General features: G+C 74.3%; 14 protein-coding genes. 8 read left to right on the plus strand and 6 right to left on the minus strand.

What is annotated here, in order from left to right:
* Positions 1-90 precede the first annotated feature (90 nt).
* Genes G8D98_RS04905 through lhgO form a run of 6 tightly spaced genes read left to right on the plus strand, consistent with a single transcriptional unit; the run spans position 91 to position 6,649 of the window.
* Entirely contained in the window at positions 91-1,020 is a 930-nt protein-coding gene (locus tag G8D98_RS04905; RefSeq protein ID WP_166099860.1) for a carbohydrate kinase family protein, read from the plus strand.
* On the plus strand, positions 1,017-2,720 hold the full coding sequence (locus G8D98_RS04910) for a fumarate hydratase (protein WP_166099862.1): 1,704 nt from the start codon (positions 1,017-1,019) through the stop codon (positions 2,718-2,720). Before G8D98_RS04905 ends, G8D98_RS04910 begins: the two co-directional genes overlap by 4 nt.
* Positions 2,717-3,229 carry a beta-class carbonic anhydrase gene (locus G8D98_RS04915; RefSeq protein ID WP_166099865.1) on the plus strand — a complete coding sequence of 171 codons (513 nt, stop codon included), beginning with the start codon at positions 2,717-2,719 and terminating at the stop codon, positions 3,227-3,229. The genes G8D98_RS04910 and G8D98_RS04915 overlap by 4 nt, the downstream gene beginning before the upstream one ends.
* Positions 3,230-3,231: 2 nt before the next feature.
* Positions 3,232-4,065 carry an MOSC domain-containing protein gene (locus G8D98_RS04920; protein ID WP_166099867.1) on the plus strand — a complete coding sequence of 278 codons (834 nt, stop codon included), beginning with the start codon at positions 3,232-3,234 and terminating at the stop codon, positions 4,063-4,065.
* A gap of 9 nt (positions 4,066-4,074) precedes the next feature.
* Positions 4,075-5,457 (plus strand): GH1 family beta-glucosidase, encoded by a 1,383-nt coding sequence (locus G8D98_RS04925; RefSeq protein WP_166099869.1) that lies wholly within the window; start codon positions 4,075-4,077, stop codon positions 5,455-5,457.
* A 7-nt stretch (positions 5,458-5,464) separates the two neighbouring features.
* Complete coding sequence (gene lhgO, locus G8D98_RS04930; RefSeq protein WP_166099872.1) at positions 5,465-6,649, plus strand: L-2-hydroxyglutarate oxidase; 1,185 nt, start codon at positions 5,465-5,467, stop codon at positions 6,647-6,649.
* 31 nt (positions 6,650-6,680) lie between these two features.
* Here lhgO and G8D98_RS04935 read toward each other — a convergent pair whose 3' ends face one another.
* From G8D98_RS04935 to rplM, 4 genes are all read right to left on the minus strand, one after another.
* On the minus strand, positions 6,681-7,106 hold the full coding sequence (locus tag G8D98_RS04935; RefSeq protein WP_229661806.1) for an Ohr family peroxiredoxin: 426 nt from the start codon (positions 7,104-7,106) through the stop codon (positions 6,681-6,683).
* Positions 7,107-7,322: 216 nt separating this feature from the next.
* A complete protein-coding gene (glmM, locus tag G8D98_RS04940; protein WP_166099876.1) occupies positions 7,323-8,669 on the minus strand; it encodes a phosphoglucosamine mutase in 1,347 nt (448 codons plus the stop codon).
* 168 nt (positions 8,670-8,837) lie between these two features.
* Positions 8,838-9,353, minus strand: coding sequence for a 30S ribosomal protein S9 (rpsI, locus tag G8D98_RS04945; protein ID WP_166099878.1), 516 nt, complete (start codon positions 9,351-9,353; stop codon positions 8,838-8,840).
* The gene (gene rplM / locus G8D98_RS04950) at positions 9,353-9,796 is read right to left on the minus strand and encodes a 50S ribosomal protein L13 (RefSeq protein ID WP_166099881.1); all 444 of its coding nucleotides are present in this window, start codon (positions 9,794-9,796) and stop codon (positions 9,353-9,355) included. The genes rpsI and rplM overlap by 1 nt, the downstream gene beginning before the upstream one ends.
* A gap of 231 nt (positions 9,797-10,027) precedes the next feature.
* Between rplM and G8D98_RS04955 the strand changes: the two genes are divergently transcribed.
* Positions 10,028-10,639: an ArsR/SmtB family transcription factor gene (locus G8D98_RS04955; protein WP_166099884.1), complete on the plus strand. Its 612-nt coding sequence runs from the start codon at positions 10,028-10,030 to the stop codon at positions 10,637-10,639.
* The gene (locus G8D98_RS04960) at positions 10,636-11,907 is read left to right on the plus strand and encodes an MFS transporter (protein ID WP_166099886.1); all 1,272 of its coding nucleotides are present in this window, start codon (positions 10,636-10,638) and stop codon (positions 11,905-11,907) included. The genes G8D98_RS04955 and G8D98_RS04960 overlap by 4 nt, the downstream gene beginning before the upstream one ends.
* A gap of 25 nt (positions 11,908-11,932) precedes the next feature.
* Here G8D98_RS04960 and G8D98_RS04965 read toward each other — a convergent pair whose 3' ends face one another.
* Both G8D98_RS04965 and truA read right to left on the minus strand, forming a co-directional pair.
* Positions 11,933-13,627, minus strand: coding sequence for an ABC-F family ATP-binding cassette domain-containing protein (locus tag G8D98_RS04965; protein ID WP_166099888.1), 1,695 nt, complete (start codon positions 13,625-13,627; stop codon positions 11,933-11,935).
* A gap of 34 nt (positions 13,628-13,661) precedes the next feature.
* A complete protein-coding gene (gene truA, locus G8D98_RS04970; RefSeq protein ID WP_166100295.1) occupies positions 13,662-14,513 on the minus strand; it encodes a tRNA pseudouridine(38-40) synthase TruA in 852 nt (283 codons plus the stop codon).
* Between the last annotated feature and the right edge of the window lie 13 nt (positions 14,514-14,526).

Below are 14,526 nucleotides of genomic sequence, written 5' to 3' on the forward strand. Positions count from 1 at the left end.
ACCACCCCCGGCGATAGGGTCTGAAGCGGACGCCCTCGCCACGGGAGGTGGGGACGTCGAGCGTGCCGCAGCCAGAGAGGTCAGGATGCCGTGAGCGTCACCGCGCCGCCCGTCGTCGTCGTCGGAGAGCTCCTCGTCGACATCGTCCACCACCCCGACGGCAGCTCCGCCGAGCACGTCGGCGGGTCCCCCGCCAACGTCGCGATGGGCCTGGCCCGGCTCGGCCACGACACCCACCTGGCCTGTCTCGTCGGCGACGACGAGCGCGGGCGGATGTGCGCCCGGCACGTCGAGTCCACCGGCGTCCACCTCCTTCCCGGCAGCCGCAGCCCCGAGCACCCCACCTCGACCGCGATCGCCACTCTCGACGACTCCGGCGCGGCAACCTACGACTTCGACCTGCACTGGGACCTGCCCCCGGTGCAGCTGCCCTCGGGGACGGGTCACCTGCACACCGGCTCCATCGGAACCACGCTCGAGCCCGGGGAGGCCGAGGTGACCGCGGCCGTGCACCGGGCGCGGGCGGGCGGCACCGTCTCCTACGACCCCAACGCGCGGCCGACGATCATGGGCGAGGTCGAGACCGTCCGCCCCCGGGTCGAGGAGCTCGTCGGCCTCGCCGACGTCGTCAAGTGCTCCGAGGACGACCTCGCCTGGCTCTACCCCGACGAGGCCCCATCGGCGGTGATGGCGCGCTGGGCCGCCCTCGGTGCCTCGCTCGTGGTCGTCACGCTCGGCGGCGACGGAGTCGCCTGGCGCACGGCCTCCGGCGAGGACGACCGCGAGCCCGCGCGGGTCAGGGACGTCGTCGACACGGTCGGGGCGGGCGACTCCTTCATGGCCGGGCTGCTCTCCGGCCTGCTGGACGCCGGCCTGCTCGGCAGCACCGACGCCCGCGGCCGGCTGGCCGCCGCCACCCTCGCCGACGTCCGGCCCGCCGTCGAGCGTGCGCTGGCCACGAGCGGTCTCACCGTCCGGCACGCCGGTGCCTACGCCCCCACCCGCGAGGAGCTGCCATGACCGAGTTCGCCTACGAGGACCTGCTGCCCGCGGGGTCCCACGAGACGCCCTACCGCCTCCTGACCACCGAGGGAGTCGAGCTGCTCGAGGGCCCCGGAGGCCGCCGGTTCCTCCAGGTCGCACCCGAGGCCCTGCGGCTGCTCACCGAGACCGCGATGCACGACATCGCCCACTACCTGCGCCCCGGCCACCTCCAGCAGCTCGCGAACATCCTCGCCGACCCCGAGGCGAGCACGAACGACCAGTTCGTCGCCCTGGACCTGCTGAAGAACGCCAACATCGCCGCCGGTGGTGTCCTGCCGATGTGCCAGGACACCGGCACCGCGATCGTCATGGGCAAGCGGGGGCAGCACGTGCTCACCGAGGGGAACGACGAGCGGGCCGTCAGCCGCGGCGTCTACGACGCCTACACCCGGCTCAACCTGCGCTACAGCCAGATGGCGCCGGTGACGATGTGGGAGGAGCGCAACACCGGCTCCAACCTGCCGGCCCAGGTGGAGCTGTACGCCGACACCCGACCCGGGCACGAGACGTCCTACTCCTTCCTCTTCATGGCCAAGGGTGGCGGGAGCGCGAACAAGTCCTTCCTCTTCCAGGAGACCAAGGCGATCCTCAACCCGGACGCCATGCTGCGCTTCCTCGACGACAAGCTCCGCTCCCTCGGCACCGCCGCCTGCCCGCCGTACCACCTGGCCATCGTCATCGGCGGCACCAGTGCCGAGTTCGCTCTCAAGACCGCCAAGTACGCCAGCGCGCGCTACCTCGACGACCTCCCCAAGCAGGGCGACGCCGCCACCGGGCACGGCTTCCGCGACACCGAGCTCGAGGCACAGGTGCTCGAGCTGACCCGCGAGTTCGGCATCGGTGCCCAGTTCGGCGGCAAGTACTTCTGCCACGACGTGCGGGTCGTCCGCCTCCCCCGGCACGGCGCCTCGCTGCCGGTCGCCATCGCCGTCTCCTGCTCGGCCGACCGCCAGGCGCTCGGGCGGATCACCCCCGAGGGCGTCTTCCTCGAGCAGCTCGAGACCGACCCCGCGCGCTTCCTCCCCGAGCAGACCCCCGCCGTGCTCGGCGACGCCGACGGCGTCACCGGCACCGGAGCCGGCGCCGTCGTTCCCGTCGACCTCACCCGGCCGATGGCCGAGATCCTCGCCGAGCTGACCAAGCACCCCGTCAAGACCCGGCTCTCGCTCACCGGTCCGCTCGTCGTGGCCCGCGACATCGCCCACGCCAAGATCCGCGAGCGCCTCGACGCCGGCGAGGAGATGCCCGCCTACCTCAAGGACCACCCCGTCTACTACGCCGGCCCGGCGAAGACCCCCGAGGGGATGCCGAGCGGCTCCTTCGGCCCGACGACGGCCGGCCGGATGGACTCCTACGTCGACCGCTTCCAGGCCGCGGGCGGCTCGATGGTCATGCTCGCCAAGGGCAACCGCAGCCAGCAGGTCACCGACGCCTGCGCCGCGCACGGCGGCTTCTACCTCGGCTCGATCGGCGGCCCCGCCGCGCGCCTCGCCCAGGACTGCATCAAGAGCGTCGAGGTCCTCGAGTACCCCGAGCTCGGGATGGAGGCGGTGTGGAAGATCGAGGTCGAGGACTTCCCCGCGTTCATCGTCGTCGACGACAAGGGCAACGACTTCTTCGCCAGTGTCGCCACCCCCGTCGCCCGCACCATCGAGAAGAGAGCAGGACTGCAGTGACCGCACCCACCCACCCGCAGGACTTCGAGGACCTCCTCGCCGCGAACGAGCAGTTCGCCCTGAGCTTCGACCTCGCCGGCTTCGACGGGGTCGCCGCGGCCGGCGTCGCCATCGTCACGTGCATGGACAGCCGGATCGACCCCCTGGGGATGGTGGGGCTGCACCCAGGGGACGCGAAGATCTTCCGCAACCCCGGCGGCCGGGTGACCCCCCAGGCGCTCGAGGCCCTGGTCCTCGGCGTGCACCTGCTCAACGTCGACCGCATCCTCGTCATCCCGCACACCCGTTGCGCCGTGGCCACGCACACCGAGGAGGAGCTCCAGGAGCGGGTCAGCGCCTCGGCCGGCGTCGACGCCTCGTGGCACGACTTCAACGTCGTCTCCGACCAGCACGCGGCCCTCGAGCACGACGTCCACGTCCTGCGGTCGCACCCGCTCATCGGCGAGCGCGCGCTCGTCGGCGGGTTCATGTACGACGTCGACACCGGCCTGGTCCGGCGGCTCATGTGACCGTGGCGCTGGAGGGGATCGCCCTCCACCCCGTCAAGAGCACCGCGATCCGCCCCGTGCGCCGGGCCACGGTCGACCCGTGGGGCCTCGTCGGCGACCGCCGGTGGATGGTGACGCTCCCCGGCGGTGAGTGCCTCACGGCGCGGGAGGACCACGGGCTCTTCGCGGTCACGGCCGACACCCCCGACTCCGCGACCGGGCTGGGCTGCGCGCTGCGGCTGCGCGCCGCCGGCCGGCCCGACCTGCTGGTGCAGGAGCCCCACGGGGAGCCGGCCACGGTCACCGTGCACGGCCGCCCACTCACCGGCCGGGACGCCGGACAGGAGGCGGCCGAGTGGCTCGGCGTCTCTCTCGGACGGGACGACGTGCGTCTCGTCCACGTCGCCACGCCGCGCGGGCTCAACCCGCGCCACGCCCGCCCCGGCGAGGCGACGGCCTTCGCCGACGGCTACCCCGTCACCCTCGCCTCCACCGTCTCGCTGCGGCGGCTGCGCGACTGGGTCACCGAGGTCGCGCTCGAGCGCGGCGAGGAGCCCACCGACATCGGCATCGAGCGCTTCCGGCCCAACCTCGTCGTCGACGGGGACCTCGAGCCGTTCGCCGAGGACCACTGGGCCTCGGTCACGGTCGGCGCGGTGACCTTCCGGGTCGTCAAGCCGGTCGACCGCTGTGTCATGACGACGATCGACCCGCGAAGCCGGGAGGGCGGCCGCGAGCCGATCCGCACCCTGGCCCGCCACCGCGCGTGGGACGGCCGGACCTGGTTCGCCGTGCAGCTCGTCCCGGAGACCGCGGGCGAGCTGCGCATCGGTGACGAGGTGCGGCCTGCCGGGTAGGTTGCCGGTATGACCTCCTCCGCGCTCTCCCTCCCCGACGGCTTCCTCTTCGGCGCCGCCACCGCGAGCTACCAGATCGAGGGCGCGGTGACCGAGGACGGTCGAGGCCCGTCCATTTGGGACACCTTCTCCGCGGTCCCCGGCAACACCGCCAACGGCGACACCGGTGAGGTCGCCTGCGACCACTACCACCGCGTCCCCGAGGACGTCGCCCTGATGCGCGACCTCGGGCTGGACGCCTACCGCTTCTCGGTGGCCTGGCCGCGCATCCTCCCGCAGGGGGTCGGCACCCCGAACCAGCCCGGCATCGACTTCTACGACCGGCTCGTCGACGAGCTGCTCGCCGCGGGCATCCGCCCGGTCGCCACCCTCTACCACTGGGACCTCCCGCAGGCCCTCGAGGACCGCGGCGGCTGGCGCACCCGGGAGGTCGCCGGCTGGTTCGCCGACTACGCCGCCGTCGTCGTCGGGGCGCTCGGTGACCGGGTGCGCAACTGGACGACGCTCAACGAGCCCTGGTGCTCCTCGATGCTCAGCCACACCCTCGGCGCGCACGCCCCCGGGCACCGCGACCCCCTGGAGGGTCTGCTCACCGCGCACCACCTCATGCTGGCGCACGGCACCGCGGTCCCCGTCATCCGCGAGCACTGCCCCGAGGCCGAGGTCTCGGTCACGCTCAACCCCAGCCAGGTCCACGGCCCGCAGGACCCGACCGAGGCCGACCTCGACGCCGTCCGCCGCGCCGACAACGTGCTCAACGGCGTCTTCTTCGGGCCGATCTTCCACGGGGCCTACCCCGAGGGTTTCCTCGACGACGTCGCGCACCTCACCGACGGCTCGTTCGTCCACGACGGCGACCTCGACACCATCTCCGCGCCGCTGGACAACCTCGGCGTCAACAACTACTTCCCCACCCGGGTCCGGGCGACCGCCGACGGCGAGGAGCCCGAGGGCGACACCCACCTGCTCCCCGGGTGCGAGCGGGTCTCCGCGCTCGAGCCGCACCCCCCGCTGACGGCGATGGGCTGGGAGCAGTCACCCGAGAGCCACCGGATGATCCTCGAGCGCTCCGCCCGCGAGTGCGGGCTGCCGGTCTACGTCACCGAGAACGGCTCCGCATGGGACGACACCGTGGCCGAGGACGGCCAGGTCCACGACCCCGAGCGGGTCGCCTACCTGCGCGCCCACCTCGCCGCGGTCGCCGACGCCGTGGACGCCGGTGCCGACGTGCGCGGCTACTTCGCGTGGTCGCTCCTGGACAACTTCGAGTGGGCCTACGGCTACGACAAGCGGTTCGGCATCGTGCACGTCGACTACGCGACCCAGGTGCGCACGGTCAAGGACTCCGGGCGGGAGTACGCGCGCATCATCGCCGAGCACCACGGCCGGTGACCCCCCGGTGAGCCGGGCGGTCACCGTCGTCGGCGGCGGCATCGTCGGGCTCGCCGTCGCCGAGCGGCTCGTGCGCGAGGACCCCTCGACCCGGGTCACCGTCCTGGAGAAGGAGAGTGGCTGGGCCCGGCACCAGACCGGCCGCAACAGCGGCGTGGTCCACTCCGGTCTCTACTACGCCCCCGGCAGCGCCAAGGCCCGGTGGTGCCGTGCCGGCGCGGCCGAGCTGTGGCGTCTCGCCCGCGAGGAGGACCTCCCGCACGCGGTCACGGGCAAGCTCGTCGTCGCCACCGACGCCGCGGAGCTGCCACGCCTCGAGGCCCTCTGCGAGCGCGGCCTGGCCAACGGGCTCGCCGTCCGCCGGCTCGACGCGGCCGAAGCACGCGAGCACGAGCCGCACGTGGCGGCCCTGGCGGCGCTGTACGTGCCCGAGACCGGCGTCGTCGACTACCGCGCGGTCTGCGCCGCCCTCGTCGGGCGGCTCGCGGCGGCGGGTGCCGACCTGCGGCTCAGCGCCGAGGTGGTCGGCGGCCGGGAGGACGCGCGAGGCGTGCGCGTCGAGACCACGACCGGTGAGGTCGCGTCCGACGTCGTCGTCAACTGCGCCGGGCTGCACACCGACGTCGTCGCGCGCCGGCTCGGGCACGAGCCGTCGGTGCGCGTCGTCCCGTTCCGTGGGGAGTACCGGGAGCTCGCCCCCGAGGCGACGCATCTGGTCCGCGGCCTGGTGTACCCCGTACCGGACCCCGAGCTGCCCTTCCTCGGCGTCCACCTCACCCGCGGCGTCGACGGCACGGTCCACGCCGGGCCCAACGCCGTCCTCGCCCTGGCCCGGGAGGGCTACGGCTGGCGCACGGTCGACCCGGGCGACCTCGCGCAGACCCTCGCCTACCCGGGGCTGTGGCGGCTGGCGCGCCACCAGCTGCGCACCGGCGCCGCCGAGGTGGCTCGTTCGCTCTCGCGGCGGCGCTTCGGTGACAGCCTGCGCCGGCTCGTACCTGCGCTGCGTGACGAGGACCTGCGCCCCGCCCCGGCAGGCGTGCGGGCCCAGGCGGTGGCTCCCGACGGCCGCCTCGTCGACGACTTCCTCCTCGAGCGCTCCGGGCGCTGCGTCCACGTCCTCAACGCGCCCTCCCCCGCCGCGACGGCCTCCCTCGAGATCGCCCGCAACGTCGTCGGCCTCCTCCCGTGATCACGGGAGGAGGCCGAGGGACGGCGCCGGCTCAGGCGGGCTTGCCGACGACGGTGACGTCGATGTTGCCGCGGGTCGCCTTGCTGTAGGGGCAGAACTCGTGGGCGAGGTCGGCCAGCCGCTGGGCGGTCTCCTCGTCGACCCCGGGGATCGTCGTGGTCAGCGCGACCGCGAGGCCGAAGCCCGTGGCGGTCTCACCGAGGGTGACGTCGGCCGTGGTCTCGGCCGCGGAGGCGTCGACACCCTCACGCTGCGCGACGAGCGCGAGCGCTCCGTTGTAGCACGCGGCGTACCCGGCGGCGAAGAGCGTCTCGGGGTTGGCGACCGGGTTGCTCGGGTTGGGCTTGCCGAGCGGCAGGTCGACGACGCCGTCGGCGCTGCGGGTGTGGCCGGAGCGGCCTCCCGTGGCGGTCGCAGCGATGCTGTAGAGCGGCTTGTCGAGGGACTCGTAGGGCACGGGCACTCCTTGGGTGCGGCGTCGGGTGGTCCTCGGGGCCAACAGGCCCCGCCACGCCTCCATTCCCGCGGCCCCGGAAGACCTCTCCGACCCGCGCGCAGCTCGCCGGCCCGAGGCACGCTCGCCGGCCCGGGGTGTCATGACGCCATGGTTCGGCGCGATCGCCGCGGTCGAGCGCAGTCGACGTGGGTCGGAGAGGTCTTCCGGCGGCGGGGGTCAGAGGGCGAGGCGCTGCTGGAGGACCGCGCAGAGCCGGTCGCACACGTCGCGCGCGGTCTGCTCGGTGGCAGCCTCGACCATGACCCGCACGACCGGCTCCGTGCCCGACTTGCGCAGCAGCACCCGCCCCGAGCCACCGAGCGCGGCCGCCTCGGCGCGCACGGCCGCCTGGAGCACCTCGTCGCTCTCGACCCGGCTCTTGTCGACACCCTTGACGTTGACGAGCACCTGCGGCAGCCGGGTCACGACGCCGGCGAGCTCACCGAGCGGGCGACCGGTCTCGGCCACCCGTGCGGCGAGCATGAGCCCGGTGAGCACGCCGTCCCCGGTCGTCGCGTGCTCGAGGATGATGACGTGCCCGGACTGCTCCCCGCCGAGGGAGTGCTCGTGCCGGCGCATCTCCTCCAGGACGTACCGGTCGCCGACGGCGGTCTGCTTGACGCTGATGCCCTCGCGGTCCATCGCCTGGAGCAGCCCGAGGTTGCTCATGACCGTCGCGACCAGGGTGTTCTCCCGCAGCAGCCCGTGGTCGCGCAGGGCGAGCGCGAGCACGGCCATGATCTGGTCGCCGTCGACGACCCCGCCCTCGGCATCCACGGCGAGGCACCGGTCGGCGTCGCCGTCGTGGGCGATGCCGAGGTCGGCTCCCCGCTCCAGGACGGCCGCCTGCAGGCGCTCCAGGTGGGTCGACCCGTAGCCGTCGTTGATGTTCAGCCCGTCCGGGTCGGCGCCGATCTCGACGACCTCGGCGCCGGAGAGCCGGAAGACCTCCGGGGAGACGGCGCTCGCGGCACCGTGGGCGGCGTCGATGACGACGCTGAGGCCGTCGAGCCGGTTCGGCAGGGCCGAGAGCAGGTGGGCGACGTACCGGGCCTGGCCGGCACGGTTCTCGTGGATGCGGCCGACCGCCGCACCCTGCGGCCGCTCCCAGTCCTGGCCCATCCGCTCGGCGATCTCGTCCTCGACGGCGTCGGCGAGCTTGTGCCCGCCGGCGGCGAAGAACTTGATGCCGTTGTCGGGCATGGCGTTGTGCGAGGCGGAGAGCACCACCCCGAAGGTCGCGCCCATGTCGGCGGTGAGGAAGGCGACGGCGGGCGTGGGCAGGACACCGACGTTGTGGACGTCCACCCCGGCCGAGGCGAGCCCGGCACACACCGCAGCCGAGAGGAGCTCGCCGCTGGCCCGGGGGTCGCGGCCGACGACCGCGCGGGGGCGCCGGCCCGCGCGCCGGTCCTCCTCGCCGAGCACGTGGGCAGCGGCGATGCTGAGGTCGAGCGCGAGCTCGGCGGTGATCTCGCGGTTGGCCAGGCCGCGCACGCCGTCGGTGCCGAAGAGTCGGGACATGTCAGGGATGCCTTTCTGTGGACCGCCGTCGAACCTACCGCGAGCACCCGGGAGGTGCCGCGCCCACGGCGCCCCTGGCCGACGCCGCGGCCGTGACCCCCGTGGCAGACGCCGCGACGGCGGCACCCCTGGCAGGGTGCCGCCGTCGCGGGTGGACGCGCAGCGCGGTCAGCGCTTGCTGTACTGCGGCGCCTTGCGGGCCTTCTTCAGACCGGCCTTCTTGCGCTCGGGGACGCGGGCGTCGCGGGTGAGCAGCCCGGCCTTCTTCAGGGCGGGCCGGTTCAGCTCGGGGTCGACGCCGTTGAGCGAGCGGGCGACACCGAGCCGGACGGCACCGGCCTGACCGGAGGGGCCACCACCGTGGACCCGGACGAGGACGTCGTAGGCGCCGTCGAGCTCGAGGACCTTGAGGGGCTCGGCGACGATCTGCTGGTGCACCTTGTTCGGGAAGTACTCCTGCAGGGTGCGGCCGTTGACCTTCCACTCCCCGCTGCCCGGCACGATGCGCACGCGGGCGACGGCCTGCTTGCGGCGACCGGTGGCGCCACCGGGCGCCGAGGCGCTCGGGCGGCGGACGCCCTCGGCACCGGCCACTGCGGCGTCGGACTCGGAGGTGTACTCCGACACGGGCGCGTCGTTGGCGTCCGTCCCGGCGGTCTCGTCGATCTGGGCGTTCTCGGACATCACTGGGCCACCTGGGTGATCTCGAAGGGCTGGGGCTGCTGGGCAGCGTGCGGGTGCTCGGCGCCGGCGTAGACCTTGAGCTTGGTCAGCTGCTGGCGACCGAGGGAGGTCTTGGGGAGCATGCCGCGCACGGCCTTCTCGACCGCCTTCTCCGGGTGCTTGGCGAGCAGGTCGGTGTAGGACTGCGAGCTCAGGCCGCCGGGGAAGCCGGAGTGCCGGTAGGCCCGCTTCTGCTCGGCCTTGGCGCCGGTGAGGGCGACCTTGTCGGCGTTGATGACGATGACGAAGTCGCCGGTGTCGACGTGCGGGGCGAAGGTCGGCTTGTGCTTGCCGCGCAGCAGGGTCGCCACCTGGGTGGCGAGACGGCCGAGGACGACGTCCGTGGCGTCGATGACGTGCCACGCGCGGGTGATCTCGCCCGGCTTGGGGGTGTAGGTACGCATGGGAGCTTCCTGTCGATGATGACGGGGGGTCGTGTGCTGCGTGCTCTCGGGAGGGCGCGGGTCCGTCGCGACAGCGCGCGGCACACCAGCCATCGAGTATAGGGGCCCGCCGAGGGCGGTCCTAATCGATGCCCGGTCCCCGCGACACCCCCTCCCACCTGCGAGGACGCCGACCCCGACCACAGTGCACGCCAGTTGTGCAAACAGACTGTGCACAGGTAGTGTGCATCTATGAGCACTCCTTCGTCGCCCGACGGCCGGCTCACCGGCCTCCGGCTGGACGCCGCCGCCCTGAAGACCCTCGCCCACCCCCTGCGCAGCCGGCTGCTCACGGCCCTGCGCGTGGGTGGACCGGCGACCGCCACCGACCTGGCCGCGCAGCTCGGCACGAACTCGGGCGCGACCTCCTACCACCTGCGGCGGCTGGAGTCGGTCGGGCTCGTCGCCGACACCGGCGACGGTGAGGGCAGACGGCGGCTGTGGCGCGCCGCCACCGAGAGCCACCAGTGGGAGCCGAGCGACTTCGCCGACGACGAGGACGCCGAGACCGCCCTGGGGTGGCTGCAGCGCGACTACTCGCGCCACCTCGGGGAGCGGTTCGAGCGCTGGCTCGACGTCGAGCCCGGCTGGCCACCGGCGTGGCGGGACGCGATGGGGATGGACGACTCGTGGGTCCTCGCCACCCCCGAGCAGGCCCGCGCCATGCGGGCCGAGCTCGACGACGTCGTCGCGCGCTACCGCCGGGTCGGCCAGGGCAGCCCCTCGGCCCGACGGGTCGCCGTCTACGCCGTGCTCTACCCCGTCGACCTCGACCGACCGCCGCGCGGGGGCACGTCCGGATGACCCCGCCGCTCACCGCCGAGGGCGCACGACGGGTCCTGCTGCTGCTCACCTTCACCCGCTGGTTCCCCGTCGGGTTGACGATCGGCGTCACGACGCTGCTCCCCCTGGAGCGCGGGCTCGACCTGGCCCAGCTCGGGGTGATGCTGTCCGTGCAGGGCTTCGTCGTCCTCGCCCTCGAGCTGCCGACCGGCGGGGTGGCCGACGCCCTCGGGCGGCGCCCGCTCCTCGTCGCGGCCACCGTCGTCGCGCTCGCCTCGGCCGTCGTGTTCGTCCTCGCCCACAGCCTGGCGGCGTTCGTCGTCGCGATGCTCCTCCAGGGGGTCTACCGCGCGCTGGACTCCGGGCCCCTGGAGTCCTGGTACGTCGACACCGCGCAGGCCGACGACCCCGAGGTCGAGGTCGAGCAGGGGCTCGCGCGGGCCGGCACCGTCCTCGGGGTCGCGATCGCGAGCGGGGCGCTCGTCTCCGGCGGGCTCGTCGCCTGGCACCCGGTGGCCTTCCTCACCGCCTTGGAGACGCCGTACTGGGTCGCGGTCGCGTTCATCGTCGCGAACGTCGCGGCGACGGCGACGCTGCTGCGCGAGCCGGTCACCCACGTCGACGCGACCGGATGGCGCCGTGCCGTCGCGTCCGCGCGGGAGGCACCCGGCGTCGTCGCGGGTGGGCTGCGCCTCCTGCGCACCGACCGGGTCGTGCTCGCACTCGTCGGGGTCGAGGTGTTCTGGAGCGTCGGGATGATCTCCTTCGAGACCCTCATGCCCGTCCGGCTCGCCGAGCTCGTCGGAACGCAGGCGCGGGCGGGGGCCCTCATGGGCCCGGTGTCCGCCGCGGCGTGGGGGCTGTTCGCCGCCGGCTCGGCGGGCGCCGGGGTGCTCGCGCGGCGGGTCGGGGTGACCTGGACCGCCATCGCCTCGCGGGTCGCCCAGGGGGCCGCCATCGTCGGCATGGCGCTCGTGGCCGGGCCCGCCGGGCTCGTCACCGCCTTCTTCGTCGTCTACACCCTCCACGGCGCCGCGGGACCCGTGCACGCGGCACTCGTGCACCGTCAGGCGGGGCCCGGCAACCGCACGACCCTGCTGTCGATGAACTCGATGGTCGCCGGCGCGTCCTACAGCCTCGGGCTGCTCGCCCTCGGCCCGTTCGCCGAGGCGACGAGCACGGCGCTCGCGATGGGCGTGGCCGGGGCCTTCAGCATCCTCGGCGCGCTCCTCTACCGCCCGGCCCTGCACGCCGAGCGACGCGCGGCCCCGGCACCCCACCCGGCGTGAAGGGGCCCACCGGTCGAGGGGTGGGTCAGCGCGCCCGCCGGACCCGCCCCTCGTCCCAGACGGGCTCGTCGCTCTCGTAGACCGCGGCGTCCTGGCCGAAGACGAGGAAGCGGTCCATCCCCCGGGCGAACCACCGGTCGTGCGTCACTGCGACGACGGTCCCCTCGAAGGCGGCCAGTGCGCTCTCGAGCGCCTCGGCCGACAGCAGGTCGAGGTTGTCGGTGGGCTCGTCGAGGAGCAGGAGCGTCGCCCCCGACAGCTCGAGCAGGAGGATCTGCAGCCGTGCCTGCTGGCCGCCGGAGAGCAGCTCGAAGCGCTGCTCCGCGGACCGCGCGAGCCCGTAGCGGTCGAGGGCCCGTGCCGCGAGGTCCCGGGGCCGCCCGGCCCGGTGCTCGTCGCCGCGGTGAAGGATCTCCAGCAGCGTGCGCCCGTGCAGCGCCGGGTGGTCGTGCGTCTGCGCGAACCAGCCCGGGCGCACCCGGCTGCCGAGGACCAGCCGCCCGGCGTGCTCGACCGGGGCGGGCCGCAGGTCCCCGACCGGCTCGTGCTCGGCGTCGGGATCGCTGCCCCCCGCCGCGAGCAGCCGCAGGAAGTGCGACTTGCCGGACCCGTTGCTGCCGAGCACGCCGACGCGGTCACCGAACCAGATCTCGGTGTCGAAGGGGGCGACCAGCCGCTGGCCGCCGGCGCGTAGCTCGAGACCCGTCGCGACCACGGCGCGCTTGGCGGTGCGGCCTCCCTCCAGCCGCATCGTCACCGTCTGGGGCAGCGGCACGGCCTGCGGCGGCCCGGCCTCCTCGAACCGTCGCAGCCGGGTCTGCGCGGCCTGTAGGCGAGCGGCCATGTCCGAGTTGTACGCCGCCTTCTGCCGGTACATGACGACGAGCGCCTCGAGCTTGGCGTGCTCCTCGTCCCAGCGGCGCCGCTGCTCCTCGAGGCGGGCGTTGCGCTCCCGTCGGGCCTGCTCGTAGGTCGAGAACCGGCCGGGGTGGACCCACGCGCCGTTGCCGCCGCGACCCGGCTCGAGGGTCACGATGCGCGTCGCGACCCGGTCGAGCAGCTCGCGGTCGTGGCTGACGAGGAGGACGGTCTTGGCAGACTCCAGCAGCCGCTCCTCGAGCCAGCGCTTGCCCGGCACGTCGAGGTAGTTGTCCGGCTCGTCGAGGAGGAGCACCTCGTCCGGCCCCCGCAGCAGGGCCTCGAGGACGAGACGCTTCTGCTCGCCGCCGGAGAGGGTCCGCACCGCGCGCCACTGGGCGCGCTCGTAGGGGACGCCGAGGGCCGCGACGGTGCAGACGTCCCAGAGGGTCTCCCACTCGTAGCCGCCGGCGTCGCCCCAGTCGGCGAGGGCCTGGGCGTAGTCGAGCTGGTCCTGCTCGGACTCGCGCTCCATCATCGCCAGCTCGGTGCGCTCCACCTCGGCCGCCGCGCGACGCACCGGCCCGGGCGCGACCGACACGAGGAGGTCGCGCACGGTCGACTCGTCGCGCACGCTGCCGACGAACTGGCGCATCACCCCGATGCCGCCGCTGCGGGCCACGACGCCCTCGTGCGCGTCGAGGTCACCGGCGAGGATGCGCAGCAGGGTGGTCTTGCCCGCGCCGTTGGGGCCGACGAGCGCGACCGTCGCGCCGTCGCCCACCCGGAAGGCCACCTCGCGCAGCAGTGCCCGCCCGTCGGGCAGCGTGAACCCCACTCCGGCGACGTCGAGATGGCCCACGAGCGCCCATCCTCACCCAGGGACGGGCACCGGGTCACCCGAATTCCGTGGGGGCCGGCGCGGAGCGCACCGCCCGGGCCTGCTCGGCGCGCGCCGCGAGCTCGTCGTCCGGGGGGTAGAGCACCTCCTCGAGCGAGAGCCCGTGCGCCGGCATGACGGTGACCCGGGGGTCGCGCACGCCGGCGCGCAGCACCTCCGTCGGCCACGCGGTCGGCGTGCGCCCCTCCCCCACCGGGACGACCGCCCCGACGAGGGCCCTCACCATGGAGTGGCAGAAGGCGTCGGCGACGACGCTCCCCACGAGCACGCCGTCCCGGTCCCGGGACCACTCGTACACCAGCAGTGTGCGGACCGTGCTCGCGCCCTCGCGCCGCCGGCAGAACGCGGCGAAGTCGTGCAGCCCGAGGAGCCGGCGCGCCGCCGCATCCATCGCCGCGACGTCCAGCGGGCCGCGGAGGGTCACCGTGTCGTGCCGCCGCAGCGGGTCGGCGGCCGCGGGGTCGTCGAGGATGCGGTAGCGGTATCGACGGCGCAGCGCCGAGAAGCGGGCGTCGAAGCCGGGAGGCGCCACACCCACCCGGCGGACGACGACGTCGTCCGGGAGTACCCCTCGCAGCCGGGTCACGGCCGCAGCCTCGGGCGAGCGGTCCGAGCGTCCGGGCAGCGCGCGGAAGGCGGCGTCGTCGACGTCGGCGTGGGCCACCTGGCCGCGGGCGTGCACCCCCGCGTCGGTGCGTCCGGCGACGGTGAGACGCACCGGCTCGGGTGCCCGCAGGACGGTGGCCAGGGCCTCGGCCAGGGTCCCCTCGACGGTGCGCCGACCCGGCTGGGCGGCCCAGCCCGAGAAGCCGGTCCCGTCGTACGCGAGGTCGAGGCGGAGGCGCAGCGTCACCCAGCCA

The organism is Phycicoccus endophyticus (assembly GCF_011326735.1).
GTDB lineage: Bacteria > Actinomycetota > Actinomycetes > Actinomycetales > Dermatophilaceae > Phycicoccus > Phycicoccus endophyticus.

Bases quoted from the DNA above. Each gene is read 5' to 3' on its own strand.
- G8D98_RS04910 (WP_166099862.1), top strand. From the start codon at position 1,017: ATGACCGAGTTCGCCTACGAGGACCTGCTGCCCGCGGGGTCCCACGAG.
- G8D98_RS04925 (WP_166099869.1), top strand. From the start codon at position 4,075: ATGACCTCCTCCGCGCTCTCCCTCCCCGACGGCTTCCTCTTCGGCGCC.
- rplM (WP_166099881.1), bottom strand. From the start codon at position 9,796: ATGCGTACCTACACCCCCAAGCCGGGCGAGATCACCCGCGCGTGGCAC.
- glmM (WP_166099876.1), bottom strand. From the start codon at position 8,669: ATGTCCCGACTCTTCGGCACCGACGGCGTGCGCGGCCTGGCCAACCGC.
- rpsI (WP_166099878.1), bottom strand. From the start codon at position 9,353: ATGTCCGAGAACGCCCAGATCGACGAGACCGCCGGGACGGACGCCAAC.
- G8D98_RS04960 (WP_166099886.1), top strand. From the start codon at position 10,636: ATGACCCCGCCGCTCACCGCCGAGGGCGCACGACGGGTCCTGCTGCTG.
- G8D98_RS04955 (WP_166099884.1), top strand. From the start codon at position 10,028: ATGAGCACTCCTTCGTCGCCCGACGGCCGGCTCACCGGCCTCCGGCTG.